Below are 26,534 nucleotides of genomic sequence, written 5' to 3' on the forward strand. Positions count from 1 at the left end.
GTGTAGTCCTCAGATCCCCACCGTGAAGCTTTGGGTCCAGCTCTGCATGTCGCTGACGATGCTGTCCCACAAACCTGTGACGAGCAGCAGACCGGTGAGGACCAGCATGCCTCCGCCTGTGCGCATCACCCACGCATAGTGCTTCTTCACCCAGCCGAATGCGCCGAGCGCCTTGCGGAAGGCGATCGCGGCGAGGACGAAGGGCAGCCCGAGGCCCACGCAGTAGGCGACGGTCAGCAGCGCGCCGCGGCCGGCGCTGGCCTGGTCGAGGGAGAGCGTGGTGACGGCCGCGAGGGTCGGGCCCATGCAGGGGGTCCAGCCGACGCCGAAGAGCACCCCGAGCAGCGGGGCGCCGACGAGGCCCGCCGCCGGCTTCTTGTGGAAGCGGAACTCGCGCATCGTCAGACCCGGGATCGCGCCCATGAAGAAGAGGCCGAGGACGATCACGAGGCCGCCGAGGACCCGGGAGATGATCTCGTTGTTCTCCCGGAGGGTCTCCCCGAAGTAGCCGAAGAGCGCGCCGGTGGAGACGAACACGGCGGTGAAGCCGGCGATGAACAGCAGCGCGCCCGCCAGCATCCGCCCGCGCCGGGCCTCGGCGAGGTCGGCGCCGCTGACGCCGGTCACGTAGGAGAGGTAGCCGGGGACCAGCGGGAGCACGCACGGCGAGAAGAAGGAGACCAGCCCGGCGAGGACCGAGATGGGCAGCGCGAGCAGCAGGGCCCCGCTCAGGACGGTGGTGTTCACGCCGGTCGCCTCGGCGGCGAGTACGTACTCGACCACGAGGTCACTGCTCCGCGAGGATCGGGTCGATCATCGAGCGCAAGTGCTCCTCGCCGACCGGGGCCAGGGTGCGGGCGGCGATCCTGCCCTCCTTGTCGATGATGATCGTGGAGGGGATCGCGTTGGGGTTGAGGGTGCCCTTGGGGAAGCGCAGCATCAGCTTCCCGGCGGGGTCGTACAGGCTCGGGTAGGTGATCCCGTACGTCTCCTCGAAGGCCTTCGCGTTCTGCGTGCTGGTGTCGCGCGTGTTGATGCCGACGAAGGCGACGTCCTTGCCGGCGTCGGCCAGCTCCTTGGAGACCTTCGCGAAGCTGGGGGCCTCGGCGCGGCACGGCGGGCACCAGGAGCCCCAGACGTTGAGGACGACGACCTTGCCCTTGAGCGTGGTGGTGTCGAGGGTCTTGCCGTCGACGGTCTCGCCGTCGAGCTTCGGGGCCTCGTCCCGCTCCCCCTTGGCCACCTTGGCGATGCCGCTCGGGCCCGTGACGTAGTTGCCGCCGGAGCCGGCGGACTTGCTGCCGCCGCCCGAATCGCCGCAGGACGTCAGGGTCATGACGCCCGCGACGGTCGCCGCAGTCAGCAGGAGGGCGCGGCCGCTGCTCGAGCGGCGACGGGGGGCGCGGCTAAGGCTCATGTGAAAAGTTTCGCATGGGCGGTATGCGGATCTACCGCACCCCCCGCACGGGTGTCAATGCCCTGGTCAGGCGATGGGTCGGCCCGGTCAGCACGGTCAGGCGGCGGTCAGGCGGCGGTCAGGCTGCCGCGAGGTACGCGGCCCAGCCCACGCCGGGTGACTGGCCGGGCCCGAGCGCACGGAGCTTGGCGAGCACCTTGGGGTCCTGGACGTCGAGCCAGTCGGTGAACTGCCGGAAGGATACGAGCCGTACATCCCTTTTGTCCGCCATACCCTTGAGGGCTTCCTCGACGGCGTCCATGTAGATGCCGCCGTTCCACTCCTCGAAGTGGTTGCCGATGAAGAGCGGCGCGCGGTTGGTCTCGTAGGCGCGGCGGAAGCCGCCGAGGTAGGTGGCGGTGGCCTGGGTGCGCCACGCCGGGTAGTGGGCGGGGACGCCCCTGGTGGTGTTCTTCGACTGATTGGCGAGGATGTTGTAGTCCATCGACAGCACCTCGAAGGAGTGCCCGGGGAAGGGCAGGGACTGCAGCGGCAGGTCCCAGACGCCCGCCTTCTTCACCGGCCAGACCTGGAGGCCGCCGGGCGAGCTGGAGTCGTAGCGCCAGCCGAGCCTGCGGGCGGTCGGCAGCAGGTTGTCCTGGCCGAGCAGGCAGGGGGTGCGGGCGCCGGCCAGTTCCTTGCGGTAGTCGAAGGGCAGGGGTTCGAGGTCGGTGAAGCCGGTGTTGGTGCGCCAGTTGGTGACGAAGGACACGGCCTGGTCGATCTCGCTCTGCCAGTCGTCGGCGGTCCACTTGGCGACCGAGCCGGAGCCGCCGCAGAAGTGGCCGTTGAAGTGGGTGCCTATCTCGTGCCCGTCGAGCCAGGCCTCGCGCACGTACCTGAGGGTGGCACGGACGTTCTCGTCCTTGAGGTAGCCGATGTCCGAGGCCCCCACGGGGTTGTTCGGCGGCTGGTAGAGGCCCTTCTTCGACTCGGGCAGGAGGTAGATGCCGGAGAGGAAGAAGGTCATGGCCGCGCCGTGGTCCCTGGCGAGCTTGAGGAAGCGCGGGAAGAGGCCGTTGCCGATCTCCCCCGCGCCGTCCCAGCTGAACACGACGAACTGCGGCGGGGTCTCGCCCGGCTGGAGGGGCACGGGCTTGTCGGGCTGGCGGGGCTGCGGGCCGGTGTCGGCGGTGGAGCCGTCGCCGATCGGCTTGGCGGGGGTCGGACCGGGGGTCCCGGGGCCCAGCGGGCCGGGTTTGCCCGGGCCGGATCCGCTGCCGCCGCACCCCGCGATGCCCGCGGCGGCGGCGCCCAGTCCGAGCCCGAGCACTCCCCTTCGGCTGAAGTCGCGCATGTCACCGTCCCGTCGTCAGACCCAAAGGCTTATGTTCCGTCATATAAACGGACAATTAGCCTGAGTGTGTGCGCTGACACGGTCATTCCCGCGCGTCTTGTATTTATTTAGGCAGAGCTGTAACAGATCGTCACAGAATGTGGATCAACGCGCTCGCGCGTCCACAGGCTGTGGATCCCCGGCCCGCGGATGCGGATCAGGCGCCGAAGGCCTTGGACTTCCCCTTCACCGGCTTCGCCCCCGCCAGCAGGTGCGCCGGCACCAGGTCCCGGGCCGGCTCGCTGTAGCCCACCGACACCAGCTGGTCCCCCTGGTACGTGAACGACGTCATGGAGGCGAGCGTGCACTGGCGGCGGCGCGGGTCGTGCCACAGCCGGCGCTTCTCCGCGAAGCTGCGCACGATCCAGATCGGCAGCTGATGGCTGACCGCCACCGCCTCGTGGCCGCGGGCCGCATCGCGGGCGGCCTCCAGCGCGCTCGTCATCCGGACCACCTGCTCGACGTACGGCTCGCCCCAGGAGGGCTTGAACGGGTTCGTCAGGTGCTTCCAGTTGCCGGGCCTGCGCAGCGCGCCGTCGCCGACGCCGAAGGTCTTGCCCTCGAAGACGTTCTCCGCCTCCAGCAGGCGCCGGTCCGTGGCCAGCTCCAGGCCGTGGCGCTTGGCGATCGGCGCCGCCGTCTCCTGCGCCCGCTCCAGCGGCGAGGACACCACGTAGGTGATGTCCCGGCCCTCCAGGTGCTCGGCGACCCGGTCGGCCATCTGCCGGCCCAGCTCGGACAGGTGGTAGCCGTCCCGGCGCCCGTACAGCACCCCGTCCGGGTTGTGCACCTCGCCGTGGCGCACCAGGTGGACGACGGTGATCTCGCTGCTGCTCATGCGGTGGCCTCCGCGGCGGCCCGGGCGGCGGCCGGCAGGGCGGCGGCGATCCGCTCGACCGCCCGCTCGTCGTGGGCGGTGGACACGAACCAGGACTCGAACGCGGACGGCGGCAGGTAGACGCCCTGCGCCAGCATCGAGTGGAAGAACCCGTTGAAGCGGAAGCTCTCCTGCTTCTTCGCGTCGTCGTAATTCCTGACCTCGTCCTCGGTGAAGAACACGGAGAACATGTTGGACGCCGTCTGCAGCCGGTGCGCCACGCCCTCCTTGCTCAGCGCGGCGCTGACCAGGCCCTGGATCTCGGCCGACACCGCGTCGACCTTGTCGTAGGCGGCCGCGTCCAGCAGGCGCAGCTGGGCCAGGCCCGCGGCGGTGGCGATCGGATTGCCGGAGAGCGTGCCGGCCTGGTAGACGGGTCCGGCCGGGGCCAGGTGGCCCATCACGTCCGCCCGGCCGCCGAAGGCCGCGGCCGGGAAGCCGCCGCCCATGACCTTGCCGAAGGTCATCAGGTCCGGCTTGACCCCGTCCACGCCGTACCAGCCGGCGCGGGAGGTCCGGAAGCCGGTCATGACCTCGTCGGAGATGTACAGGGCGCCGTTTTCGCGGCAGAGGTCGGCGAGCCCCTGGTTGAAGCCCTCGGCCGGGGTCACGACGCCCATGTTGCCGGGCGCGGCCTCGGTGATCACGCAGGCGATCTCGCCGGGGTGCGCGGCGAAGGCCGCACGGACCGCGTCGAGGTCGTTGTAGGGCAGCACGATCGTGTCGCCCGCCTGCGCGCCCGTCACGCCGGGGGTGTCCGGCAGCGCGAAGGTCGCGAGCCCGGAACCGGCGGCGGCCAGCAGCGCGTCCACGTGGCCGTGGTAGCAACCGGCGAACTTCACGACCTTGGCCCGGCCCGTGAAACCGCGCGCCAAGCGGATCGCGGACATGGTCGCCTCGGTCCCCGACGACACCAGCCGGACCTGCTCGACGGGTTCGATCCGGGCCACGATCTCCTCGGCGAGCGCGACCTCGCCCTCACCGGGCGTGCCGAAGGAGGTTCCTCGGGCGACGGCCGCCTGGACGGCCTCGATCACCTCGGGGTGGGAGTGGCCGAGGATCATCGGCCCCCACGAGCACACGAGGTCGACGTACTCGCGACCGTCGGCGTCGGTGAGGTACGGACCGGTGCCGGACACCATGAACCGGGGCGTACCGCCCACGGCGCGGAAGGCGCGCACCGGAGAGTTCACGCCGCCGGGGGTCACGAGGGAGGCGCGCTCGAAGAGCGTCTGCGAAACTGGGGCTTCATACGGGTACGGGTAGCTCACACCAGCCATGGTCTCAGAGGCCGCGACAGACTTGCGGACGGGCGTTTCACCGCGCCGCCGCGGGGGAGGTCACTGCCATGATGATCAGGCTGCGTGGCGGGGGCCGCGGGGCCGGGGCAAGCAAGACCAGTCGGGTGGAGATATGCAACGCGGTGGTGGACCGGGCGAGGGTACGGACGGCCTCGACCCCCAGCGCGCCCGCGAAGCCCGCGAATCCCGCCGCCGGGGCAAGCACCGCCGCCGCTCCACCGAGGCGGCCGACGCGGTCCAGGGTCCGACCCAGGCGCCGGACGGCCTCCCCAGAGGCCGCGGCATGGGGGTGACCTACAAGTACTTCGGCGCCCCCGACGGCGCGACGGCCGCCCGCGTCCCGGTCACCATGCGCCCCGAGGAGCTCGGCGGCGACGAGCTCGGCATGGGCGGCCTCTTCACCAAGATCAAGCCGGAGACGGTGGCCGCGATGGTCCTGACCGGCATCGAGGGCATACCCCTCCACCAGGTGCCGCCGCTGGAGCTGGTCGTCCTGCACCCCGACTACGCGGTGGTCAAGCTCCCCATGACGGTGGTCGACCCGCTGCGCGGCATCGGCGAGGAATCGGTGGGCGCGGCCGCGTTCATCTGGTCCACGGTCCCGGACCGCGGCGGCCCGCGCGACGCGTTCAACGTCTACCAGCTGCTCCACGAATGGCAGGACTTCTCCCACCGCCTCCACGAGGCCGGCCACCAGCCCTACTGCCTGGTCTGGCCCTGACCGAGCGGGTCAGCCCTGCGCGGCCGGACGGTAGAACTCCAGCGCGATGTTGTCCGGATCCCTGAAGTTGAGATGGAGCCCGGACGGGTCCTCCACGATCCCGGAGTGCGCGATGCCCTGCTCGTCCAGCCGGGACTCCCAGGCCTCCAGCGCGGCGCGGTCCGTGACGTGGAACGCGCAGTGGTCCAGTCCGACCCGTGCCGGGTCGAAGGCGTCCGCGCGGTTCGTCGCCGGGTGGGTGCGGAAGCCGAGGACGAAAGCCGGGCCGGCGACGGCCGTGAACGGGCCGATGTCGTCCTCCACATCGAGAACCGTCTGCGTATCCAGCAGCTGGTTGTAGAACTCGGCGCTGCGTTTCACGTCGCTCACCGACAGCGTGAGGTGCCCGATGCCCAGGGTTTCAGGCATGGACGCCACCTCCTCGGGGTGGTGCGTCGTCCCCCTTCCGATGCTACGCCGCACCCCTCGCCCCGGCAGTCGGCGTCGGGCAGCCTTGGCGCATGGAATCCGTCGTGCTGACTCCCTGGGGCCCCGGGGACTTCTGGCTGTTGGAACGCAAGAACGAACCCGCCATGACCCGCTACCTGGGCGGGCCCGAGCCGGCGGAGAAACTCGCCGCCCGGCAGCGGAGGTACGAGGCCCTGAGTGCGCGGGAGCCCGCCGCCGGGCGGATGTTCCGGGTGTCTTTGGAGGCCACCGGGGAGAGCGTCGGGAGCGTCGGCTTCTGGGAGCGGGAGTGGCGGGGCGAGCCGGTCTACGAGACCGGCTGGGGTGTCTTGCCCGAGTTCCAGGGGCGGGGACTGGCCGTGGCCGCGGTGAGGGAACTCCTGGCCCACGCCCGGATCCACGGCTCCCGCGACACCGTCCACGCCTTCCCCGGCACCGACCACGCGGCCTCCAACGCGGTCTGCCGCCGGGCGGGTTTCGCATGCCTGGGCGAGGTCGCCTTCGAGTACCCGCCCGGGGTCCCCCACCCCAGCTTCGACTGGTGCTACCGGCTGAGGGGGCCGGGCACCGTCACGGGGTCAGGATGATCCGGCCGCGCGTGCCCGGGGTCGCCAGGAGGGCGTGCGCCTTCGGGGCGTCCGCCAGCGGGAAGGCATCCGCGACCCGCAGGGCGAGGGCGCCCGCGTCGACCAGGGCGACCAGGCGGGCCAGGTGCTCCCCGTCCGCGGCGACCTCCTGCTCCTCGACCCGGATCCCGCGCTCCGCCGCCGGGGCGGCGCCCGGTATCAGGCCGACGTAGACCCCGCCGTCGCGGACGAAGCCCAGCGCGGCCTCCCCCAGCACGGCCGCGTCCAGGACCCCGTCCACCGGCCCGGCCGGAGCCTCGCCGCGGGGAACGAAGGCGGCCGCGCCCAGCGACCGTACGAGCTCCTCGTCCTGCGCACCCGCCAGCGCCGTCACCACGAGGCCGGCCCGCGCCGCGAGCTGGACCGCGAGGCCGCCGACCACCCCCGCCGCGCCGGTGACCAGCACGGTGGCTCCGGGGGCGAGGCCCAGCAGGTCCACCGCGCGTGCGGCGGTCAGCCCGCTCAGCGGGAGCACCGCCGCGGCCACGGCGTCCACGGTGGCCGGCGCGGCCGCCACGGCGGAGGCGTCGAGCACCGCGTACCGCGCGTGCGTGCCCAGCGGCTTCACCGGCCCGTAGTGCAGCCCCACGACCCGGTCACCGACGCCCCAGCCCGTGACACCGGCACCGACCTCGGCTATCTCCCCCGCCAGGTCCCAGCCGAGCCCGAGCCGCTGCCCGGCCCCGCCGAAGACCCCGGCGCGGACGGCGCCGTCCACCGGGTTCAGCCCGGCGGCCCGCACCCGGACCCGTATCTGCCCCTCCGCCGGGCGCGGCACCGCAACCTCGGCCAGCTCGACCCGCTCCGGGCCGCCGAACTCGTTCACCACTACCGCCGGCATCGTCTGCTCGCCGCTCATGTCGTCCGCTCCATCCGCTCGGTTCGCTTGGTTCGGTTCGTTCGCTTGGTTCGCTTCTTTCCTGCGAGCACTAACGTAAGGAGAGGTACTCTCTTTTCGTAAGTACGCACTTCGGGGTGCGTACCCGACCCGGAAGTGGGTATCCATGGCCACCCGCACCGCCGCCGCCCGCCGCGAAGAGGCCCGTTCCGCCTACGACGCCTTCCTCAGGGAGTGCCCCACCAGCCAGCTCCTGGCGCGCATCAGCGACAAGTGGGTCGGACTCATCGTCAGCGCCCTCGGCGAGGCCGAGGACCGCTCCATGCGCTACAGCGACCTCGGCCGCAAGATCCCCGGCGTCAGCCAGAAGATGCTCACCCAGACCCTTCGCTCCCTCGAACGCGACGGACTGGTCACCCGCACCGTCACGCCCACGGTCCCCGTCCGCGTCGACTACCGCCTGACCGACCTCGGCAGCAGCCTCGGCTGCCTCCTCTCCTCCGTGAAACTCTGGGCCGAACACCACTTCGACGAGGTCAACGCCCACCGCGAGAGCTACGACCAGGCCGCCGCGACCTCGTAATTCCGCCGCATCCACCACCCCGGCAGTGGCATGCTGACAGGGTGAACGGACCCGGCATTCAGCTCACCCTCGCCCCCGAACTGCGCCTGTTCGCCGCGCCCAGCCGGCGCGCCGAACGCGTACCGACCGCGACCGACGGCTCCTCCAGCCTCGGCCACGTCGTCGAATCGGCCGGCGTCCCGCTCACCGAAGTCGGCCGCATCCTCGTCGACGGCCGCGAGGTACCCGTCTCCTACGTGCCCCAAGACGGCCAGTCCGTCGAGGTGTTCGGCGTCGAACGCCCCCAACAGATCCCGGGCGCACCGCTGCGCTTCCTCCTCGACGTCCACCTCGGCACCCTCGCGCGCCGCCTGCGCCTGCTCGGCGTCGACGCCGCCTACGAGAACGAGGACATCGGCGACCCGGCCCTCGCCACCCGCTCCGCCGCCGAACAGCGCGTCCTGCTCTCCCGCGACCGCGGACTGCTGCGCCGCCGCGAGATCTTCGCCGGCGCGTACGTCTACAGCGACAACCCCGACGACCAACTCCGCGATGTCCTCGGCCGGTTCGCACCCGTCCTCGCGCCGTGGACCCGCTGCACCGCCTGCAACGGCCCGCTCCAGGAGGCCGACAAGGACAGCGTGGGCGACCGCCTGGAGCGCGGCACGCACCGCTCCTACGACGTCTTCGCCCAGTGCACCGACTGCGAGCGCGTCTACTGGCGCGGCGCCCACCACGCCCGCCTGGAGCGGATCGTCGACGAGGCGCTCCTCGAGTTCGGCACCGCCGACTCCGGCACCGTCTGAGAGCCGCGGGGCACCACGCCCCGGCGGCCCGCGGCTGGCAGACTGCCGAGGCATGACCGCCGCACCCGACGCAGAGGACACGGAGCACACCGAGGACACGATCGACGTCGTCGTGGTCGGCGCCGGACCCACCGGACTGCTCCTCGCCGGTGACCTGGCCGCCGCCGGACTGTCCGTCACCCTCGTGGAGCGCCGCCCCCGCACCGCCGCAAACCTCACCCGCGCCTTCGCCGTGCACGCCCGCACGCTCGAACTCCTCGACGCGCGCGGACTCGCCGACGCACTCCTCTCCACCGGCCAACGGATCGACCGCGTACGCCCCTTCGGAGGCATGGCTCTCTCCCTTCAACGGCTGGGCACCCGCACCCGCTACCCGTTCGTGCTCATCACCCCTCAATATGAGACAGAGAAACTGCTGGAGCGCCGCGCTCTGTCCACAGGCACGGACATCCGATATGACAGTGAGCTCATCGGACTGAGCCAGGACCGGGACACCGTCACCCTCGACCTGCGACGCACCACGGACGGCACCCGCACCACACTCCACGCCCGCCACGCCGTCGGCGCCGACGGCGTCCGCTCCACCGTCCGCGCCGCCCTCGGCCTGCCCTTCCCCGGCCGGGCCGCCGTCCGCTCCATGATCCTCGCCGACGTCCGGCTGACCGATCCGCCCCACGACCTCCTGGCCGTCAACGGCAAGGCGGGCGCCTTCGGCTTCCTCGTCCCCTTCGGCGACGGCTGGTACCGCGCCATCGGCTGGCACCGCGACGGCCGCGCCCAGGACACCGACCCCGTCGGCCTCGACGAGCTGCGCACCATCCTGCGCACCGCCCTCGGCACCGATCACGGCATGCACGACGCCCGCTGGATCTCCCGCTTCCACAGCGACGAACGCCAGGTCCCCCACTACCGATCCGGCCGCGTCTTCCTCGCCGGCGACGCCGCGCACGTCCACTCCCCCGCCGGCGGCCTCGGCATGAACACCGGCCTCCAGGACGCCGCCAACCTCTCCTGGAAACTCGCCGCCGTCCTCCACGGCCACGCACCCGACCCCGAGGCCCTCCTCGACGGCTACCACCGCGAACGCCACCCGGTCGGCCGCCTCGTCCTGCGCATCAGCGGCGCCCTGATCCGCTCCGCCACGGCCACCGGCCCCGTCCGCCGCACCGCCCGCGGCCTCGGCGCGGCCGTCCTCCCCCGCATCGGCCCCGCCCGGGACCGCGCCCTCGCCCTGGCCTCCGGCATCGGAATCTCCTACCCGCCACCGCCCGGCACCCGCCGCCCCGCCGGACGGCGCGCCCCCGACCTCGCCCTCGCGCCCGGCCCGCACGGGCAGCGGCTCTACGAGGCCCTGCGCGCCGGCGGCTTCGTCCTCGTCACCCCGCCCGGCCGGACCGCCCCGCCCGGAGCCCCGCTCGCCCACGTCCACTGGCGCACGGGCCGGCGCGGCGCCGCCCGTACCGCCTGCGTCCTCGTACGCCCCGACGGGTACGTCGCGTGGAGCGCGCCCGAGCCCACCGACGCCGAACTCGCGGCAGCCGTCGCGGCCTGGCTGCTGCCCACCGCCGGCCGCCCCCGTACGGCCGGTCCCGCTCAGAAGGCGTAGGCGTCCCCGGTGTCCAGCGCCAGCACCACGTGCTCGTCGTTGGTGTGGTTCCGGTCCGTCGCCCCGCCGTTCCACCACGTGTCGACCCGCACCACCACCTCCGGCGCCTGCCCCTTCAGGTCCAGCACCAGCCCGATGTGCCGCCCCCGCCCGTGCAGCGGCAGCGGCCCGGTCTCGCACACCACCTCGCGCGCCCCGACCCGCGCACAGCCCTCCGACAGCGACTGCCGGTCCGCGAGATCGGCCGACAGCCGCACCCGCAGCGTCGCGTTGGGCAGCGCCGACGGCCCCTCGTTCTGCGGCACCAGCCAGATCCGCAGCCGGCCCTGGGCCAGGGACACCCGCCCGTGGTACGCCAGATCGGCCTCCGACCGGGCCCACCCGGGATCCGCCCCGGCAGGCACCGCCCCGGCGGGCACCGCCCCGCCGAACGCCATCAGCCCGGCCAGCACCACACTCCGTACGGCAACACGGCGCATCGCCACCACCTCCACGCGCGGACGCTAGCCACCACCCACCCCGGCCGGTCGGACCATCACACGAATGAGGGCGGGCCGTCCCGCCATTCGCCCGCGCCCCCGCACCGCCCCACACCGCCCCGTACCGCCCCCATACCGCCCCCGTACGTCCCGCGGAGCCGTTGAGCTGGACCTATGCTGGCGGGTAATCGCCCGTACGAACGAACGAGGAGCCCCGCACATGAGCACGGCCACCAAAACCGCCGTCGTCACCGGAGCGAGCAGCGGCATCGGCGCCGCCACCGCCCGGCAGCTCGCCGCGGCCGGCTACCACGTCGTCCTCACCGCCCGCCGCAAGGACCGCATCGAAACCCTCGCCGCCGAGCTCACCGCGGCCGGCCACGAGGCCACCGCGCACGCCCTCGACGTCACCGACCGCCCCGCCGTCGACGCCTTCGCGGCCTCCCTGGAGCGCTACCCGTCGGTCGACGTACTGGTCAACAACGCGGGCGGCGCCATCGGCGCCGAGCCCGTCGCCACCGGCGACCCCGCCGACTGGCGCACGATGTACGAGGTCAACGTCATCGGCACGCTCAACGTCACCCAGGCCCTGCTGCCGGCGCTCACCGCCTCCGGCGACGGCACGGTGGTCGTCCTGTCCTCCACCGCCGGCCACTCCACGTACGAGGGCGGCGCCGGTTACGTCGCCGCGAAGAACGGCGCCCGCGTCCTCGCCGAGACCCTCCGCCTGGAGATCGTCGGCCAGCCCGTGCGCGTCATCGAGATCGCCCCGGGCATGGTCAAGACCGAGGAGTTCGCGACCACCCGCTTCCGCGGCGACACGGAAAAGGCCGCCAAGGTGTACGCGGGCGTCGCGGAGCCCCTGTCCGCCGACGACGTGGCCGACACCATCACCTGGGCGGTGACCCGTCCCAGCCACGTCAACATCGACCTCCTGGTGGTCCGCCCCCGCGCCCAGGCCTCGAACACGAAGGTCCACCGCGAGCTCTGACCCCTGCGGCACGAGCCCGGCGGGAGTCAGGCGTCCACGAGGTCCTTCGATCCGAGTCTGCCGAGCTTGCGCCGCGCGAACTGCAGGTTCCGGCCCACCCGTTCCCGCTCGCCCTCCGGCAGCTTGCCGCCCTCGAGGAGGCGCTGCGCGCACTGCGCCGACTCCTCGTACTCCCCCACCCAGTACGCGGCCACCGCCAGCTCGTCGAGCGCGCGCCACTCGTACCAGTCGAACTCCACGAACAGCACGTCGCTCGGGTACGGGATCCGCACCGCCTGCCGCGCGAACAGGTACGCGAGCGGCCAGCGCTGCCCGACCACGCGGCACAGCCGGGCCAGGTCGCCCAGTGCCTCCGTACGCGAGGGACGGCTCTCGTGCGCGCGCAGGAAGCGGTCCATCACCTCGGCCGGCGGCCGCCCCAGGTTCACCGCGAGCCGTGCGGCGTACAGCCTGGCGCAGAAGACCTCCTCGGCGAAGCCCCCCATGTCCGCCCGCCGGTCGTACGCCTCGAGGGACTTCTCCGGCTCCCCGGCGTCCCGCCAGCTCTGCGCGAGGTAGAAGACGTAACGGGCGTTGTCGGGCTCCTTCGCCAGACCCTGCTGGAGCAGCTCGGCATCGCGCAGGTACTTCGTCCGCTGGCCGTCCTCCCGCAGGCGGGCCCCGCCCCCCACCGAGAGGATGTGGGCGCCGGCCAGCGTCCCGAGGCTGTACGGCTGACCGCACTCGATGTACTCGTGCAGGATGCCGACGTAGCGCCACGGCAGCCGCGTGGAGACCAGCGCCGGACGCCAGTGGATGAGCGGCCCGTCGTGCAGCGCCACCCGGTAGGCGTCGTGGGTCAGCGGCTGCATGCGGAAGCCCGGCTCCACCTCCATCAGGTCGTCCGCGTCGATGAACAGCAGGTAGTCCGCGTCGCCGCGGGCCATCGCGAGGTCGATCGCCTCGCTGCGGCTCGCGTCGAACCCCTTGAAGGGGCTCTCGTGCAGGGCGCCCGGCAGGTCCCCGAGCACCTCGCGGATGACGTCCTGGGTGCCGTCCGTCGACCCCGTGTCCAGGATGACCCAGCTGTCGATCAGCGGGCGTACGGATTCCAGGCAGCGCCGGATGACCGGGGCCTCGTCCTTGACGATCATGTTCAGGCAGACCGTTGATGTCACAGCCCATCCCTCTCTGTGGTGTTGCGCTGCAGCAGCGTGACGGTGAGACCGCTGAGCCGTTCCGCCCCGTAGGTGGTGTACTGCGCACGCAGCGCCCGGGCCTGCTGCGCGGGCACCGCGTCCAGGGAATCCGGGCCGTTGCCCGGTACCACCACCCAGATCCGGCTCTCGCCCTTCAAGCACGCGGCGGGCCGCGCGCAATGGACGGGATACAGCTCGTCGTTCGCGGCCGCCGTCTTGGCGAGGAACACCTCCGGCAGCTTCAGATCGCGCCGCAGGTAGTAGCGGACCCCCTGGTCGAGCATCCACGGAGCACCCCGGACGTAGACCACGGCGTCCCCGGGCCGGTGGTACTTCTCGATCGTCCGGGCCGCGCCCGCGTAGTCCGCCGCGTGCGGGACGTCGTGCTGGAACGTGCCCCGCATCGTGCGCTGGTCGGGGAGCACCAGCAGCGCCAGTACGGCCAGGCCCGCGACGACCGGCCGCCACGACGGCCTGCTCACGCGAGCCAGCCCGGCACCCGCGAGCACCGCCCAGGCCGGCACGGTGAACAGCACGTACTGGAACCGGAAGTAGGAGACGGCCCCGTGAGACGCCGCCCACAGCACCAGTGGGGGCAGCACCGCCACGGCGAGGCACAGCACGAGGCCGTCGCGGCCGCCGCCGCCCTCGCCGCCGCCGCCGCGTCCCTCCCGCCACGCCAGCGCGGCCAGCGTGACCACCACTCCTGCACACAGCGCGGAGGCGAACACCTGGGGCCAGATCTCGGCGAGCCCCCACACCTCCGGCGCCGCCAGCCAGAACAACTGGCGCGACGCCTGCGACCTGCCCAGCACGACCACGGGCACCACACAGGCGGCACCGGCGGCGACCGCGAGGCCGAAGCCCCACAGGCCGCCGCGCTCACGGCGGACGAACCGGAAGACCAGCAGGGCCAGGTGCCCCAGCACCACGGTGAGCGCGACCAGGTGCAGCAGCCCCACGACCGCCACGCACAGGCCGTACGCCGCCCAGCGCCACCCGCTCCGAGGCCGGTCCAGCGCCCGGAGCAGCAGGTACGTCGCCAAGGTCGCGGCCAGGACCACCAGTGCGTAGCTCCGGGCCTCCTGCGCGAACCGGCTCACCGCGGGGATCAGGGCGAACAGCAGCCCGGCGCACAGCCCGGCGCGCCGGCCGAAGAGCCGGGCCCCGGTCAGCGCCACGCAGGCCGCCGCGCCGCTCATGGCCAGCGCCGAGGGCATGCGCAGGGCGAGGTGGGAGTCGCCGAAGACCGCCATCCACCCGTGCATCAGCAGGTAGTACGTGCCGTGCACCGCGTCGACGTGGTGCAGCAGGGCCAGGATCCGGTCCGTGTCGCGCGTGCCCACGTTCCAGGTGACCAGCTCGTCGGTGCCCAGCTGAGGTCCGGTGATCCCGGCCAGAGCGAGGGACAGGGTGGCCAGCACCGGCCACAGCCACCACCACAGCCACGGGCCGGACGGTGCTCCGAGAAGAAGTGGCCTCCTTTCCCCTCCGGGCCGGGCCTCCGCGTTCTGAGCAGCACGGGTGAGAGTCGTCACGGAACAGTCATATCGCCGCGGCGCCGCCACCCCCGGCTGGCCACGGACGGTGACGGCAGCATTCGCCTGATCGGCTCCGTACATAGCCCGATCTGATGATCGGACCCTGCGCCTCCCACCGTTTCGCGCCGAATGCCCGAAAGATGCCGGACGAGGCTCACCGCTTCAGGGTCAAATCCAACCGGTTCCACGAGGAGCAGAAACAGATGAGTCCTGACAAGAGGACACCGTCCCGTATGGGCCCGCTTCCCCGACAGGGCAAGCTGGTCGCCGGCGGGGCACTGGCATCGCTGGCGATCGTGATGCTCGGCTTCGCCAATCCCGCACTGGCAGTCGCCGAGAGACAGCTGCCGGCGAGCGTGGCGAGCGACCCCTGCCGCGACGACGAGGACTACGAGGACGGCGAGGACGTCCGGGGCGGCGGCCACGAAGACGAGTGCAAGGTCGGCCCGACGGGCCCGCCCGGTCCGCCCGGAGCGACCGGCGCCACGGGAGCCACCGGCGCCACGGGTGCGACCGGCGCCACCGGAGCCACCGGCCCCTGCGTCGACATCTCCACCTCGTGGGACGAGGCGGAAGTCAAGTACAAGGCGGTCCTGACCCCCGACGGCACCGCGTGGGCGGGCGTCTACGACTTCAACGCGGACAACCTCCCCGCCCCGGGCATCCAGCCGGCCTTCACCTGGTACAACCTCAGCACGCCGTCGACGACCTACCCGGCGAACCCCTGCGGCATCACGATCGCGGAGACCGCCAACGAAGTCATCGTCGAAGTGGTCACCACGGAGGGCCAGGTCTACGAGACCACCTGCGACGTGGACCGCGGCGAGCCGGACCTGCTGGACTGCCCCACCCCCCGGGTCTGGACCCCGGTCGTCCCGCAGGTACCGGGAACGACCCTCGTCGCCAACGGCGCCCCCAACAAGGGGCTTTCGAAGCTCACCATGCGCCCCTGACCCCGTCAGGGCCCCGCTGAAAGCCCCATGACGCGTGCCGTGCCCGGACCCCTCCGGGCACGGCACACGTGCGTACCGCCCCGCTGAGGCCGCTCCGGCCCGCTCCGGCCCGTACGGGTGAACTCGCGCGGATCACCGGCAGCCCCGGCTACGCTCCGAAAGCGTGGGTCACGAAAAGGAGGAAGGTATGGCCGTGATACAGCACGAGACCACGATCGCGGAGGCCGCCGATCGACTCTCCAGGGAGCTTCCAGGGCACCGAGTGGAGATTCTCCAGGGGAGGCTCACCGTGACACCACCTGCCGACGGGCGACACGCCCGGACCCTGACCCGGCTCACCGTGGCCTTCCACGAGGCGGGAGCCGAAAAGGCGGGCCTGGAATTCCTCCAGGGCATCGGCATCTGGCTGCCCACCGGCGAGGACGACTACGCCGTCCCGGACTTCTCGCTCGTCGAGGCGGACTTCCTGGACCACAAGGTGGCCAAGAACTGCTACCGCCCTGACGTCTTCCGCATGATCCTGGAGGTCACCTCCTCGAACTGGGCGGACGACCTCGGCACCAAGGTGGAGAGCTACGCCAGGGCCGACGTCCCCGTCTACGTCGTCGCCGACCGGCACCACGACGAAGTCGTGGTCCACACGGATCCGCGCGGCACGTCCTACCGCTCACGCCGAACCTTCAAGCGCGGCACATCGTTCAAGCTTCCCGATCACCTGGCGGTGTCCCTCGAGCTGTCCGTGGACATGCTGCTCGACTGAGGCCCGCACGCGGAGGAGCCCGGACCGTTCCCGGTCCGGGCTCCTCCACTCCCCCGGCACCTGCGCTCGGGCATCAGCCCTTGACGCAGATGACCTGCTTCAGCTTGGCCACGACCTGCACCAGGTCGGTCTGCTGGTCGATGACCTGCTCGATCGACTTGTACGCGCCCGGGATCTCGTCCACGACGCCCGAGTCCTTGCGGCACTCGACGCCCTTGGTCTGCTCCGCCAGGTCCCGCGCCGAGAACTTCTTCTTCGCCGCCGTCCGGCTCATCTTCCGGCCCGCCCCGTGCGAGGCCGAGTTGAAGGACTTCTCGTTGCCGAGGCCCTTCACGATGTACGAGCCCGTGCCCATGGAGCCCGGGATGATCCCGTAGTCACCGCTGCCGGCGCGGATCGCGCCCTTGCGGGTGACCAGCAGGTCCATGCCGTCGTACCGCTCTTCCGCCACGTAGTTGTGGTGGCAGCTGATCTCGCGTTCGAAGGAGACCTTCGCCTTGCGGAACTCCCTGCGGATGACCTCCTTGAACAGGCTCATCATCGCCGCGCGGTTGTACTTCGCGTACTCCTGAGCCCAGAAGAGGTCGTTCCGGTAGGCCTCCATCTCGGGGGTCGCCGCCAGGAACACCGCCAGGTCGCGGTCGACCAGGCCCTGGTTGTGTTCCAGGCCGCGCGCCACGTTGATGTGGAAGTCGGCGAGCTCGTTGCCGATGTTCCGGGAGCCGGAGTGCAGCATCAGCCAGACCGAACCCGACTCGTCGAGACAGAACTCGATGAAGTGGTTCCCGCCTCCGAGCGTTCCGATCTGCTTCGTGGCACGTTCCTGACGGAACTTGACCGCGTCGGTGATGTAGTCGAACCGCTTCCAGAGGTCCTCGTATCCGGCCTCCGAGAAGCCGTACAGGCGGGAGGGATCCACGGCCTCCTTGTGCAGCCCCGTGCCCACCGGAATCGCCTGCTCGATCCGCGACCGCAGCTTCGACAGGTCCCCCGGGAGGTCGTTCGCCGTCAGGGAGGTCTTGACCGCCGACATGCCGCAGCCGATGTCCACGCCGACCGCCGCCGGGCAGACGGCGTCCTTCATCGCGATCACCGAGCCGACCGTGGCGCCCTTGCCGTAGTGGACGTCCGGCATGACGGCCAGACCCTTGATCCACGGAAGCGTGGCCACGTTGCGCAGCTGCTGCATCGCGTGGTCCTCGACCGACGCCGGATCGGTCCACATCCGGATCGGGACGTTCGCCCCAGGTACCTCTACATACGACATACGGAATCAATCCCCCGAAAACGATGAAAAATGCTCAAAGCGCAAAAAGCCTCGCTCTTGATCCCAAATGCGACAGAGGACCGGCGCCGGCACCAGCGTGTGCGATAGACATTGTGTCCATCCGCGCCCGAGCCGCGGCAACGCATTTTCCTGACCGTCGGGGGCCCGCCGGTCGAAGGGAGCCATTGGACGTGCAGCGCAAGGCGGTACGGCGAGCCCTGCCGGGCATCGCGATGCTCACGGCACTCGTGGCCGGCGCGGCCGGTCTGACCGGGTGCACCGGCGGGAGCGGGACCGACAGCACCAGCGACGCGAAGGCCGGCGGCAGCCAGGCCGCGCCCGCCCAGCCCGGGAAGTACCGCATCCTGCCCGCCCCCTGCAAGGCCGGGGCCGACAGCAAGCGGCTCAAGGCCATGCTCCCGGTCGCGGAGTCGCTCACCCCCGAGCAGCGCGACCAGGTCTACGCGGGCGCCGCGGACGCCTCGTACGACGGTGACCGGCGCGTCGGCTGCCGCTGGAGCGCGCAGACGCCCGAGGAGACGAGGCTGCTGTCGGTGGGCTTCGAGCGTGTGGTCTCCTACGACCGGGCCGCCGCCAGCGACGACGACAAGGCGCGCCAGGTGTACGTGCGCCAGCTCACCGACGCCAAGCTGCCCTTCCCCGGACCGACCGCGAGCCCGACGCCGGCGCCCTCCGCCACGGCCGGCCCCTCCGCCCCGGCCGCACCGCTGCCCGGCGGCGCCGGCTCGCCCTCGCCCTCCGGCAGCCCGTCCACCCCGGTCGAGCTCGGCTCGCGCGTCCTGGACGGGCTGGGGAACGAGGCCTTCATCGAGGACAAGCTGACTCCCGCAGGCGCCGCCGCGGCGCAGTCGCGCACCGTGCGGATTGTGTTCCGCACCTCGAATGTGATCGTCACACTGGAGTACAGCGTGCAGCCCGCGGTGCCGGGCACCGTCCCCTCCAGCTCCGAAACCCAGGACAGGGCACGGCAGTTGGCGCAGGCTCTGGTGGAGCGCCTCAACGAGTGAGCGGGGTCCGCCGCGGCCCGGGGTGACGGCGCGCACAGCACGCCGCCACCCGATCGGGCTACCGTTGCGGGGGTCCCGCGTCCGACCGCGTGTCCGAAGAAGACCCACACGACGTAGTGAAGGAACCATGCACCGATCAGCCTCGCGCCTCACCCGCGTTCTCGCCTGCGCAGCCGTCCCGGTGATCCTCACCGTTGCCGGGTGCTCGTCCGATTCGGGCAAGGGCTCGGGCTCGGACGGCGGCAAGAAGTCCGAATCCTCCTCGTCCGGCAAGCCGAGCGCGAAGCCCTCCCCGACCCTGGAGAAGGCGGCGTACGCCACGCTTCCGGACCCGTGCAAGTCCGTTCAGACGGGGACGATCGACACGCTCGTCCCGGAGGCGAAGGACAAGAACGGCACGGCGGCCAAGTCCAACGACCTGGCGAGCCGCGCCAGCTGCTCCTGGAACGGTCTGGACGAGGACGGCCTGAAGGGCTCCCAGTACCGCTGGCTGTCGATCTCCTACTCCCGCTCCGACTCGCAGGCCGCCCTGGGCAGCGCCAACAAGCGGGCGGAGGAGCAGTACGGCAAGCAGGTCGAGGCCTCGAAGGCGTCCGAGGGTGCGCAGAACCTGAAGGCGGAGCCGGTGGGCGGGATCGGCGACCAGGCCACGTCGGTCGTGTACAGCGTGAAGAAGGACGTGGACTTCTTCAACACGACGGTCGTGGCCCGTGCGCAGAACGTGGTGGTCACGCTCGACTACAACGGTGCCGCGTACGAAGGTGCCGGTGCGCCGGACCACGCGAAGCTGCTCCAGGACGCCATCGTGGCGGTGCGGGAGGCCGTGGCCTCGATCGACGCCGCCAACAAGCAGCCGGAGCAGCCGCAGTCCCCGCAGCCCGCGCAGTAGGTGCGGGCCCGCCTGAGGCGTTGACGTCGGGTCACCCGTACGCTGTGCCTGCCGAAGCTTGGTAAAGGCTCGGTAAGTGTGCTCGACAAGGGGAGGGGATCGCGGGTGGCCGCGATGCAGCTGACTCGTACGCACCGGATACTCATCGGCGTCGTGGTCGCCGGAGCCGTCGTCATCGCGGGCATCGGCTTCGCGGGCTCGTACTCCGCGGTGCGTGCCCTCGCCCTGCAGAAAGGCTTCGGCAGCTTCTCGCTGGTGTTCCCCATCGGCATCGACGCGGGTATCTGCGTGCTGCTCGCGCTGGACCTGCTGCTGACCTGGATCCGGATCCCCTTCCCCCTGCTGCGCCAGACGGCGTGGCTGCTGACCGCGGCGACGATCGCCTTCAACGGGGCCGCGGCCTGGCCGGACCCGCTGGGTGTCGGCATGCACGCCGTGATCCCGATCCTGTTCGTGGTGACGGTGGAGGCGGCCCGGCACGCGGTGGGCCGGATCGCGGACATCACCGCGGACCGGCACATGGAGGGGGTGCGCCTCACCCGCTGGCTCCTCTCCCCGGTGCCCACGTTCAAGCTGTGGCGCCGGATGAAGCTGTGGGAGCTGCGCTCCTACGAGCAGGCGGTCGGCATGGAGCAGGACCGGCTGATCTACCAGGCGCGGCTGCAGGCGCGGTACGGGCGGGCGTGGCGGCGCAAGGCTCCGGTGGAGGCGCTGATGCCGCTGAAGCTGGCCCGGATCGGCGTGCCGCTGTCGCAGACGGCCCCGGAGGGGCTGGCGGCGGCGGGCATCGAGCCGGCGCTGCTGCCCCCGGCGGCGCAGGCTCCGGCCCCCGCCCTGGAGGCGGCCACCCCGGCAGCCACCCCGGCAGCCAACCCGGCAGCCAACCCGGACGCCTCCGCCGCGGCCGCCGAGCCCGCTCCCGGGCAGGAGGCCGTGGCCCAGGGCCAGGCCCAGGCGCCCGTCCCGGTCGTCGCCGCCGCGCACGCCCCGCCGCCGTTCGCGGTGGAGCCCACGGCCATGCCCGCGGCGCACAACAGTGCCTGGTTCGCGGCGCCGCTGGCTCCGCAGGCGGCGTACGAGGGCGGCTACAACCCCCAGTACGTCGAGGGCCTGGAGCCGACGCCGGTCATGCGCCCGACGGGCCCGGAGGAACCGCAGCCGCAGCCGCAGCCGCAGCTCCGGCCGGAGCAGCTGCCGATACCGGCTCCTCGCCACGACGACGCTCCGGAAGCCGCCGACACCCCGGACGAGGCCGAGTTCGCGGAGGTCGCGTACAAGGTGTTCCGTGCGCTGGTCGACGAGCAGAACGACTTCCCGACGGCCGAGGCGCTCGACATACACCTGTCGGACGGGTACGGCGTGACCCATCCGCGCAGCGGTTCGCTGCTGCGCCGGATGATCCCGGCGTTCAAGCAGCGCTACCAGAAGGACCTGGAGAACGAGCACATCGCGTAGGCGCTCGGCGCCACGCATGCGCAAGGGCCCGCTCCCTCGGGTGTCCCCGGGGAAGCGGGCCCTTCCGTATGCCGGTGCGGATCAGACGGCGAGCAGCTTGCGCACCCGGTCCGCGCCCACGGCGAGGAGCAGGGTGGGCAGGCGCGGGCCGGTCTCGCGGGTCACCAGGAGCCGGTACAGCAGCGCGAAGAACGTGCGCTGCGCGATCTTGAGCTCCGGCGTCGGCTTGGCGTCCGGCTCGAGGCCGGCCATCACCTTCGGCACGCCGTAGACGAGCGTGGTCAGCCCGTCCAGGGACCAGTGCGAGTCGAGTCCCTCGAGCAGCAGGCGCAGCGATTCGCGGCCCTCGTCGTCCAGGGACGACAGCAGCTCGGTGTCGGGCTCCTCGCGTACGAGGGTCCGCTGGTCGGCGGGGACCTGGGTGGTGATCCAGTTCTCCGCGCGGTCCAGGCGCGGCCGTACCTCGTCGAGGGAGGTGAGCGGCTTCTCCGGCTCCAGGTCGCTGAGGATGCGCAGCGTCTGCTCGTCGTGGCCGGCGGTGATGTCGACGACCGAGGCGAGCGTCCGGTACGGCATCGGGCGCGGGGTGCGGGGCAGCTCGTGGGAGGCGACCCGTACGGCGCGGCTGTGCGCGGCCGCGTCGGCGGGCAGCACGGAGCCGTCCGCGACCTTGGCCTCCAGCTTGTCCCACTCGTCGTAGAGCCGCTGGATCTCCTGGTCGAAGGCGATCTTGAAGGACTGGTTCGGGCGGCGGCGGGCGTACAGCCAGCGCAGCAGCTGCGGCTCCATGATCTTCAGCGCGTCGGCGGGGGTCGGGACCCCGCCCTTGCTGGAGGACATCTTCGCCATGCCGCTGATGCCGACGAACGCGTACATCGGGCCGATCGGCTGCTCGCCGCCGAAGATGTGCACGATCTGGCCGCCGACCTGGAAGGACGAGCCGGGCGAGGAGTGGTCGACGCCGGAGGGCTCGAAGACCACGCCCTCGAAGGCCCAGCGCATCGGCCAGTCGACCTTCCAGACGAGCTTGCCGCGGTTGAACTCGCTGAGCTTGACCGTCTCGGTGAACTCGTCCTCGGTGCAGACGTAGGTCATCTCGGTCGTCTCGTCGTCGTACGAGGTGACCTTGGTGAAGTCCTTGCCGCAGGCGCCGCAGTACGGCTTGTACGGGAAGTACCCGCCCTCGCCGGCGCTGCCGTCGTCCTCGGCGGCCGCGCCGGAGCCCTCGGCGGCCTCGAGCTCGGCCTCGTCGACCTGCTTCTGCTGGGGCTTCTTGCCGCCCGGCTTCTGCTTGGTGCGGTACTGGTCGAGCACGGCGTCGATGTCGCCGCGGTGCTTCATCGCGTGCAGCACCTGCTCGCGGTAGGCGCCCGACGTGTACTGCTCGGTCTGGCTGATCGGGTCGTACTCGACGCCCAGCTCGGCCAGCGCCTCGACCATGGCGGCCTTGAAGTGCTCGGCCCAGCTGCCGTACTCCGACCCGGCCGGGGCGGGGACGGCGGTCAGCGGGCGGCCGATGTACTGGCCGTACGTCTCCTCGTCCACGCCGGGGATGCCCTTGGGCACCTTGCGGTAGCGGTCGTAGTCGTCCCACGAGATGAGGTGGCGGACCTCGAAGCCGCGGCGGCGGATCTCATCGGCGACCAGGTGCGGGGTCATGACCTCGCGGAGGTTGCCCAGGTGGATCGGGCCGGAGGGGGAGAGTCCGGACGCGACGACGACAGGTTTGCCGGGTGCTCGGCGCTCCGCCTCGGCGATGACCTCGTCCGCGAAACGGGAGACCCAGTCGGTCTCGGTGCTGCTCTGAGCCACGACACGTCCTTCTATCTCGAATGCTGGCTTCAGCCATTCTCCCAGACGGAACAGGACGCTCCGAGGTTGCTCAGCGCTCGGGATTCGCCCGAGAAACGAAGGGCCCCTCCGTGGGATACTCGGCCCTTGTCGGAACAACCAACTGCAACCTCACAGGAACGGCAGCTCATGGCCTCGGTCCCTTCCCTCGCTTCTTCCGTCAATCAGCGCGTCGCGGACGCCCTTGCCTCCGCCCTGCCGGAGGCCGGTGCCGCCGACCCGCTGCTGCGACGAAGCGACCGGGCGGACTTCCAGGCCAACGGCATCCTGGCGCTCGCCAAGAAGGCGAAGGCCAACCCGCGCGAGCTGGCGACGACCGTGGTCGAGGGCATCCCGACCGGTGACCTGATCCAGGAGATCGAGGTCTCGGGCCCGGGCTTCCTCAACATCACCATCACCGACAAGGCGATCATCGAGACCCTCGCGGCGCGGGCGCTCGACGACCGGCTCGGCGTGCCGCTGGCGGAGAACCCGGGCACCACGGTGATCGACTACGCGCAGCCGAACGTGGCCAAGGAGATGCACGTCGGCCACCTGCGGTCCGCGGTGATCGGCGCGGCGATGGTGGAGATCCTGGAGTTCACGGGCGAGAAGGTGGTCCGGCGCCACCACATCGGCGACTGGGGCACCCAGTTCGGCATGCTCATCCAGTACCTGCTGGAGCACCCGCACGAGCTGGACCACAAGTCGGAGGAGGAGGTCTCCGGCGAGGAGGCCATGTCCAACCTCAACCGGCTGTACAAGGCCTCGCGCACGGTCTTCGACTCGGACGAGGAGTTCAAGACGCGCGCCCGGGCACGGGTCGTGGAGCTCCAGGCCGGCGAGCCGGAGACCCTGGCGATGTGGCAGCGGTTCGTGGACGAGTCGAAGATCTACTTCTACTCCGTCTTCAACAAGCTGGACATGGACATCCGGGACCCCGACGTGATCGGCGAGTCCGGCTACAACGACATGCTGGTCGAGACCTGCAAGCTGCTGGAGGAGTCGGGCGTCGCCGTCCGTTCCAACGGCGCGCTGTGCGTGTTCTTCGACGACGTCAAGGGCCCGGACGGCAACCCGACCCCGCTGATCGTCCAGAAGTCGGACGGCGGCTTCGGCTACGCGGCCACCGACCTCTCGGCGATCCGCAACCGCGTCGCCGAGCTGGACGCGACCACCCTGATCTACGTGGTCGACGCGCGGCAGTCCCTGCACTTCAAGATGGTCTTCGAGACCGCCCGCCGGGCGGGCTGGCTGAACGACGGCGTCAAGGCCGTCCAGCTGGCCTTCGGCACGGTCCTCGGCAAGGACGGCAAGCCGTTCAAGACCCGCGAGGGCGAGACGGTCCGGCTGGTGGACCTGCTGGACGAGGCCGTCGAACGGGCCACGGCCGTCGTCCGCGAGAAGGCCGAGAAGGTGGGCCTGACCGAGGAGGAGATCGTCGAGAACGGCCAGTACGTCGGCATCGGCGCGGTGAAGTACGCCGACCTCTCGACCTCCGCCTCGCGCGACTACAAGTTCGACCTGGACCAGATGGTCTCGCTGAACGGCGACACGTCCGTGTACCTCCAGTACGCGTACGCCCGGATCAAGTCCATCCTGCGCCGGGCGGGCGACCGCAAGCCGGTGGCCCACCCCGAGCTGGAGCTGGCCCCGGCCGAGCGCGCGCTGGGCCTGCACCTGGACCACTTCGGCGAGCTCATCGCGGAGGCGGCCGCGGAGTACGCCCCGCACAAGGTGGCCGCGTACCTCTACCAGCTGTCCTCGCTGTTCACGACCTTCTACGACCAGTGCCCGGTCGTGAAGCCCGAGCCGGAGCTCGTCGTGGGCGAGAACCGCCTGTTCCTGTGCGACCTGACGGCCCGCACGCTCACCAAGGGCATGTCGCTCCTCGGCATCCGCACCCCCGAGAAGCTCTGACGTTCCACCCGACTGCCCCCGGCGCACCCGCCCCGGGGGCAGTCGCGTTTCCCGGACCGGGCCCGCACAGGACGGCTAAGGTGGAGGACGTCCGATCCGAGGAGGAACCGGAAATGACGACCGCGTCGCCTGCGCCTGGCGGATCCGTGCCGCCGATGCCGGAGTACACGCCGAAGGCCTTGCGCGCCGCCATAGCCGCCCATGCCCCGGCTCTCCTGCCGGACTTCGACGCCGCCTGGCGACGGCAGATCGCCGACACGTACGACATCGCGCCCGTCCCCGCGTTCATGGCCCGCTGGTGGGGCGAATATGCCCTCGCACGCGACCCCGAGCTCGATCGACACGTCCGCGATCTGGAGGCTCGTGCAGCCGAAACCACGGACGACGAAGCGGCGCGCAAGCTCCTCAACGAGGCTTCTCGCATCCGCCACAGCCTGCGTGGCCTGGAGCCCGGCGAGTGAGCGAGGAGTTCACAGGGCCGCCGTGGGCCGTGGACTACACGCAGGACGCCGAGAAGTACCGACTCGGCCTTGCCGATGGTCCCCGGGATGCGCTCTGGGAAGCCCTTTTCGAGCTACGGACCGCACGCAACCCCTACCGCGTGGACCACGTGGAGCCCGCACGATCCACCGTCCCCCGAGGCCCGCACATCGCGTATTTCGACAGCAACCGCGGTTGGATCCTGTTCACGTTCCTTCCGCGGGTGGCCGAGCCGCAGATCGTCGTGGAGGAGATCTTCTGGCAGTAGAGGGGCGCTCATCGAACCGTGCGTCACCCGTACGGCCCGATTCGGGCCAAGTGCGCCGGGTAGGGGACGGCCCGTCCATCCCGCCATCCGCCATCGGAGGCCCCCGTGCCCGACATGAACGGCCCCTACAAGCCCGGCACCCCGTGCTGGATCGACCTGATGGTTCCCGACCAGCAGGCGGCCCTCGACTTCTACTGCGGCCTCTTCGGCTGGCAGGGCGAGATCGGCCCGCCGGAGCAGGGCGGGTACTCCGTCTGCACGCTCAAGGGCAAGCCGGTGGCCGGGATCATGAAGGCGATGAACCCGGACGGCAGCGTCCCCGACCCGATGCCGCCGACCGTGTGGACGACGTACCTGTCCACCGACAGCCTCGATGCCACCCTGAAGTCCCTCACCGACGCGCGCGGCCAGGTCCTCATGGGTCCGGTGGACGTCATGGACCTCGGCAGGATGGCCGTCGCCACCGACCCGACCGGGGCCGCGTTCGGGCTGTGGGAGCCGGGCAGCTTCGACGGCGCGGGCATCGTCAACGAGCACGGCGCGCTGATCTGGAACGAGCTCAGCACCGGCGACACCGATGCGGCCGCCGCGTTCTACTCCGCCATCCTGCCGGTCACCACCACCGAGGCCAAGACGGAAGGCAGCCTGGAGTACTGGGAGTTCCTGGTCGCCGGCCGCGCGGTGGCCGGGATGATGGGCCTCGGCAACCTGCCGCCCGGCACGCCCCCGAACTGGCTGCCGTACTTCCACGCCGACAGCGTGGACGGCATCGTGGCGGAGGCCACCGAGGCCGGGGCCCAGGTCCTCACGCCCGCGTTCGACATGGTGGCGGGGCGGATGGCCGTCCTGGCCGACCCGCAGGGCGCGCCGTTCGCGGTGATCACGGCAAAGGCCCCCGAGCAGCCCGTCTGACCGCTGC

Annotated in this window: 27 protein-coding genes; 15 read left to right on the forward strand and 12 right to left on the reverse strand. The window is 71.4% G+C overall.

The annotated features are described in order from the left end of the window. Nucleotides 1–9: 9 nt before the first annotated feature. The 5 genes from ACZ6I1_RS06345 to hemL all read right to left on the reverse strand — a co-directional run bounded on the left by ACZ6I1_RS06345 (nt 10) and on the right by hemL (nt 4,949). Nucleotides 10–783 (reverse strand): cytochrome c biogenesis CcdA family protein, encoded by a 774-nt coding sequence (locus ACZ6I1_RS06345; RefSeq protein ID WP_469283696.1) that lies wholly within the window; start codon nt 781–783, stop codon nt 10–12. Nucleotides 784–787: 4 nt separating this feature from the next. Then, nucleotides 788–1,417, reverse strand: coding sequence for a TlpA family protein disulfide reductase (locus ACZ6I1_RS06350; protein WP_469283699.1), 630 nt, complete (start codon nt 1,415–1,417; stop codon nt 788–790). 118 nt (nt 1,418–1,535) lie between these two features. Further along, complete coding sequence (locus ACZ6I1_RS06355) at nt 1,536–2,753, reverse strand: polysaccharide deacetylase family protein (RefSeq protein ID WP_469283701.1); 1,218 nt, start codon at nt 2,751–2,753, stop codon at nt 1,536–1,538. Nucleotides 2,754–2,949: 196 nt separating this feature from the next. Further along, nucleotides 2,950–3,630 (reverse strand): histidine phosphatase family protein, encoded by a 681-nt coding sequence (locus ACZ6I1_RS06360; protein WP_469283703.1) that lies wholly within the window; start codon nt 3,628–3,630, stop codon nt 2,950–2,952. After that, nucleotides 3,627–4,949: a glutamate-1-semialdehyde 2,1-aminomutase gene (gene hemL / locus ACZ6I1_RS06365; RefSeq protein WP_469283706.1), complete on the reverse strand. Its 1,323-nt coding sequence runs from the start codon at nt 4,947–4,949 to the stop codon at nt 3,627–3,629. The genes ACZ6I1_RS06360 and hemL overlap by 4 nt, the downstream gene beginning before the upstream one ends. A gap of 304 nt (nt 4,950–5,253) precedes the next feature. Between hemL and ACZ6I1_RS06370 the strand changes: the two genes are divergently transcribed. Continuing rightward, a complete protein-coding gene (locus tag ACZ6I1_RS06370) occupies nt 5,254–5,691 on the forward strand; it encodes a hypothetical protein (RefSeq protein ID WP_469283846.1) in 438 nt (145 codons plus the stop codon). A gap of 9 nt (nt 5,692–5,700) precedes the next feature. Here ACZ6I1_RS06370 and ACZ6I1_RS06375 read toward each other — a convergent pair whose 3' ends face one another. Further along, a complete protein-coding gene (locus ACZ6I1_RS06375) occupies nt 5,701–6,099 on the reverse strand; it encodes a VOC family protein (protein WP_469283708.1) in 399 nt (132 codons plus the stop codon). A 92-nt stretch (nt 6,100–6,191) separates the two neighbouring features. Here ACZ6I1_RS06375 and ACZ6I1_RS06380 point away from each other — a divergent pair, with 92 nt between their 5' ends. After that, nucleotides 6,192–6,725 (forward strand): GNAT family N-acetyltransferase, encoded by a 534-nt coding sequence (locus ACZ6I1_RS06380; RefSeq protein WP_469283710.1) that lies wholly within the window; start codon nt 6,192–6,194, stop codon nt 6,723–6,725. Here ACZ6I1_RS06380 and ACZ6I1_RS06385 read toward each other — a convergent pair. Further along, nucleotides 6,709–7,605, reverse strand: coding sequence for an NADP-dependent oxidoreductase (locus ACZ6I1_RS06385; protein WP_469283848.1), 897 nt, complete (start codon nt 7,603–7,605; stop codon nt 6,709–6,711). The two genes, ACZ6I1_RS06380 and ACZ6I1_RS06385, sit on opposite strands and share 17 nt — an antisense overlap. A 163-nt stretch (nt 7,606–7,768) precedes the next feature. Here ACZ6I1_RS06385 and ACZ6I1_RS06390 point away from each other — a divergent pair, with 163 nt between their 5' ends. Genes ACZ6I1_RS06390 through ACZ6I1_RS06400 form a run of 3 tightly spaced genes read left to right on the forward strand, consistent with a single transcriptional unit; the run spans nt 7,769 to nt 10,576 of the window. Beyond that, on the forward strand, nt 7,769–8,185 hold the full coding sequence (locus ACZ6I1_RS06390; protein ID WP_469283712.1) for a winged helix-turn-helix transcriptional regulator: 417 nt from the start codon (nt 7,769–7,771) through the stop codon (nt 8,183–8,185). Between the two features lie 41 nt (nt 8,186–8,226). Then, nucleotides 8,227–8,970 (forward strand): Mut7-C RNAse domain-containing protein, encoded by a 744-nt coding sequence (locus tag ACZ6I1_RS06395; protein WP_469283714.1) that lies wholly within the window; start codon nt 8,227–8,229, stop codon nt 8,968–8,970. Nucleotides 8,971–9,022: 52 nt separating this feature from the next. Further along, a complete protein-coding gene (locus ACZ6I1_RS06400; protein WP_469283717.1) occupies nt 9,023–10,576 on the forward strand; it encodes an FAD-dependent oxidoreductase in 1,554 nt (517 codons plus the stop codon). Here the strand turns inward: ACZ6I1_RS06400 and ACZ6I1_RS06405 are convergent. Next, a complete protein-coding gene (locus tag ACZ6I1_RS06405; protein WP_469283719.1) occupies nt 10,564–11,055 on the reverse strand; it encodes a hypothetical protein in 492 nt (163 codons plus the stop codon). The two genes, ACZ6I1_RS06400 and ACZ6I1_RS06405, sit on opposite strands and share 13 nt — an antisense overlap. A gap of 220 nt (nt 11,056–11,275) precedes the next feature. On the opposite strand from ACZ6I1_RS06405, the gene ACZ6I1_RS06410 reads away from it, so the two are divergent. Further along, complete coding sequence (locus ACZ6I1_RS06410; protein WP_469283721.1) at nt 11,276–12,046, forward strand: SDR family NAD(P)-dependent oxidoreductase; 771 nt, start codon at nt 11,276–11,278, stop codon at nt 12,044–12,046. Between the two features lie 26 nt (nt 12,047–12,072). On the opposite strand, the gene ACZ6I1_RS06415 is transcribed toward ACZ6I1_RS06410, so the two are convergent. Both ACZ6I1_RS06415 and ACZ6I1_RS06420 read right to left on the reverse strand, forming a co-directional pair. Continuing rightward, nucleotides 12,073–13,203 (reverse strand): tetratricopeptide repeat-containing glycosyltransferase, encoded by a 1,131-nt coding sequence (locus ACZ6I1_RS06415; RefSeq protein WP_469283723.1) that lies wholly within the window; start codon nt 13,201–13,203, stop codon nt 12,073–12,075. Beyond that, nucleotides 13,200–14,648: a glycosyltransferase family 39 protein gene (locus ACZ6I1_RS06420; RefSeq protein WP_469283725.1), complete on the reverse strand. Its 1,449-nt coding sequence runs from the start codon at nt 14,646–14,648 to the stop codon at nt 13,200–13,202. The genes ACZ6I1_RS06415 and ACZ6I1_RS06420 overlap by 4 nt, the downstream gene beginning before the upstream one ends. A 320-nt stretch (nt 14,649–14,968) precedes the next feature. Here ACZ6I1_RS06420 and ACZ6I1_RS06425 point away from each other — a divergent pair, with 320 nt between their 5' ends. After that, the gene (locus ACZ6I1_RS06425; RefSeq protein ID WP_469283727.1) at nt 14,969–15,718 is read left to right on the forward strand and encodes a hypothetical protein; all 750 of its coding nucleotides are present in this window, start codon (nt 14,969–14,971) and stop codon (nt 15,716–15,718) included. A 187-nt stretch (nt 15,719–15,905) separates the two neighbouring features. After that, nucleotides 15,906–16,478 carry a Uma2 family endonuclease gene (locus ACZ6I1_RS06430; protein WP_469283729.1) on the forward strand — a complete coding sequence of 191 codons (573 nt, stop codon included), beginning with the start codon at nt 15,906–15,908 and terminating at the stop codon, nt 16,476–16,478. 73 nt (nt 16,479–16,551) lie between these two features. Here the strand turns inward: ACZ6I1_RS06430 and ACZ6I1_RS06435 are convergent, their stop codons facing one another. Continuing rightward, nucleotides 16,552–17,745 (reverse strand): RtcB family protein, encoded by a 1,194-nt coding sequence (locus ACZ6I1_RS06435; protein ID WP_469283731.1) that lies wholly within the window; start codon nt 17,743–17,745, stop codon nt 16,552–16,554. Between the two features lie 191 nt (nt 17,746–17,936). Here ACZ6I1_RS06435 and ACZ6I1_RS06440 point away from each other — a divergent pair, with 191 nt between their 5' ends. The 3 genes from ACZ6I1_RS06440 (at nt 17,937) to ACZ6I1_RS06450 (ending at nt 21,117) form a co-directional block, all read left to right on the forward strand. After that, entirely contained in the window at nt 17,937–18,773 is an 837-nt protein-coding gene (locus tag ACZ6I1_RS06440) for a DUF3558 domain-containing protein (protein ID WP_469283733.1), read from the forward strand. Between the two features lie 127 nt (nt 18,774–18,900). Then, nucleotides 18,901–19,662, forward strand: coding sequence for a DUF3558 family protein (locus ACZ6I1_RS06445; protein WP_469283735.1), 762 nt, complete (start codon nt 18,901–18,903; stop codon nt 19,660–19,662). A gap of 114 nt (nt 19,663–19,776) precedes the next feature. Continuing rightward, complete coding sequence (locus ACZ6I1_RS06450; RefSeq protein WP_469283738.1) at nt 19,777–21,117, forward strand: DUF2637 domain-containing protein; 1,341 nt, start codon at nt 19,777–19,779, stop codon at nt 21,115–21,117. Between the two features lie 81 nt (nt 21,118–21,198). Here ACZ6I1_RS06450 and lysS read toward each other — a convergent pair whose 3' ends face one another. Next, entirely contained in the window at nt 21,199–22,929 is a 1,731-nt protein-coding gene (gene lysS / locus ACZ6I1_RS06455; RefSeq protein WP_469283741.1) for a lysine--tRNA ligase, read from the reverse strand. Nucleotides 22,930–23,097: 168 nt separating this feature from the next. Here lysS and argS point away from each other — a divergent pair, with 168 nt between their 5' ends. From argS to ACZ6I1_RS06475, 4 genes are all read left to right on the forward strand, one after another. Further along, nucleotides 23,098–24,867: an arginine--tRNA ligase gene (gene argS, locus ACZ6I1_RS06460; RefSeq protein ID WP_469283743.1), complete on the forward strand. Its 1,770-nt coding sequence runs from the start codon at nt 23,098–23,100 to the stop codon at nt 24,865–24,867. A gap of 113 nt (nt 24,868–24,980) precedes the next feature. Next, nucleotides 24,981–25,328 carry a DUF6247 family protein gene (locus tag ACZ6I1_RS06465; RefSeq protein ID WP_469283745.1) on the forward strand — a complete coding sequence of 116 codons (348 nt, stop codon included), beginning with the start codon at nt 24,981–24,983 and terminating at the stop codon, nt 25,326–25,328. Next, entirely contained in the window at nt 25,325–25,615 is a 291-nt protein-coding gene (locus ACZ6I1_RS06470) for a hypothetical protein (protein ID WP_469283747.1), read from the forward strand. The genes ACZ6I1_RS06465 and ACZ6I1_RS06470 overlap by 4 nt, the downstream gene beginning before the upstream one ends. Before the next feature lie 114 nt (nt 25,616–25,729). Next, nucleotides 25,730–26,527, forward strand: a complete 798-nt coding sequence (locus ACZ6I1_RS06475) for a VOC family protein (protein ID WP_469283850.1) — start codon at nt 25,730–25,732, stop codon at nt 26,525–26,527. Nucleotides 26,528–26,534 lie beyond the last annotated feature (7 nt).

The sequence above is a fragment of the Streptomyces sp. NPDC046303 genome (assembly GCF_055588085.1).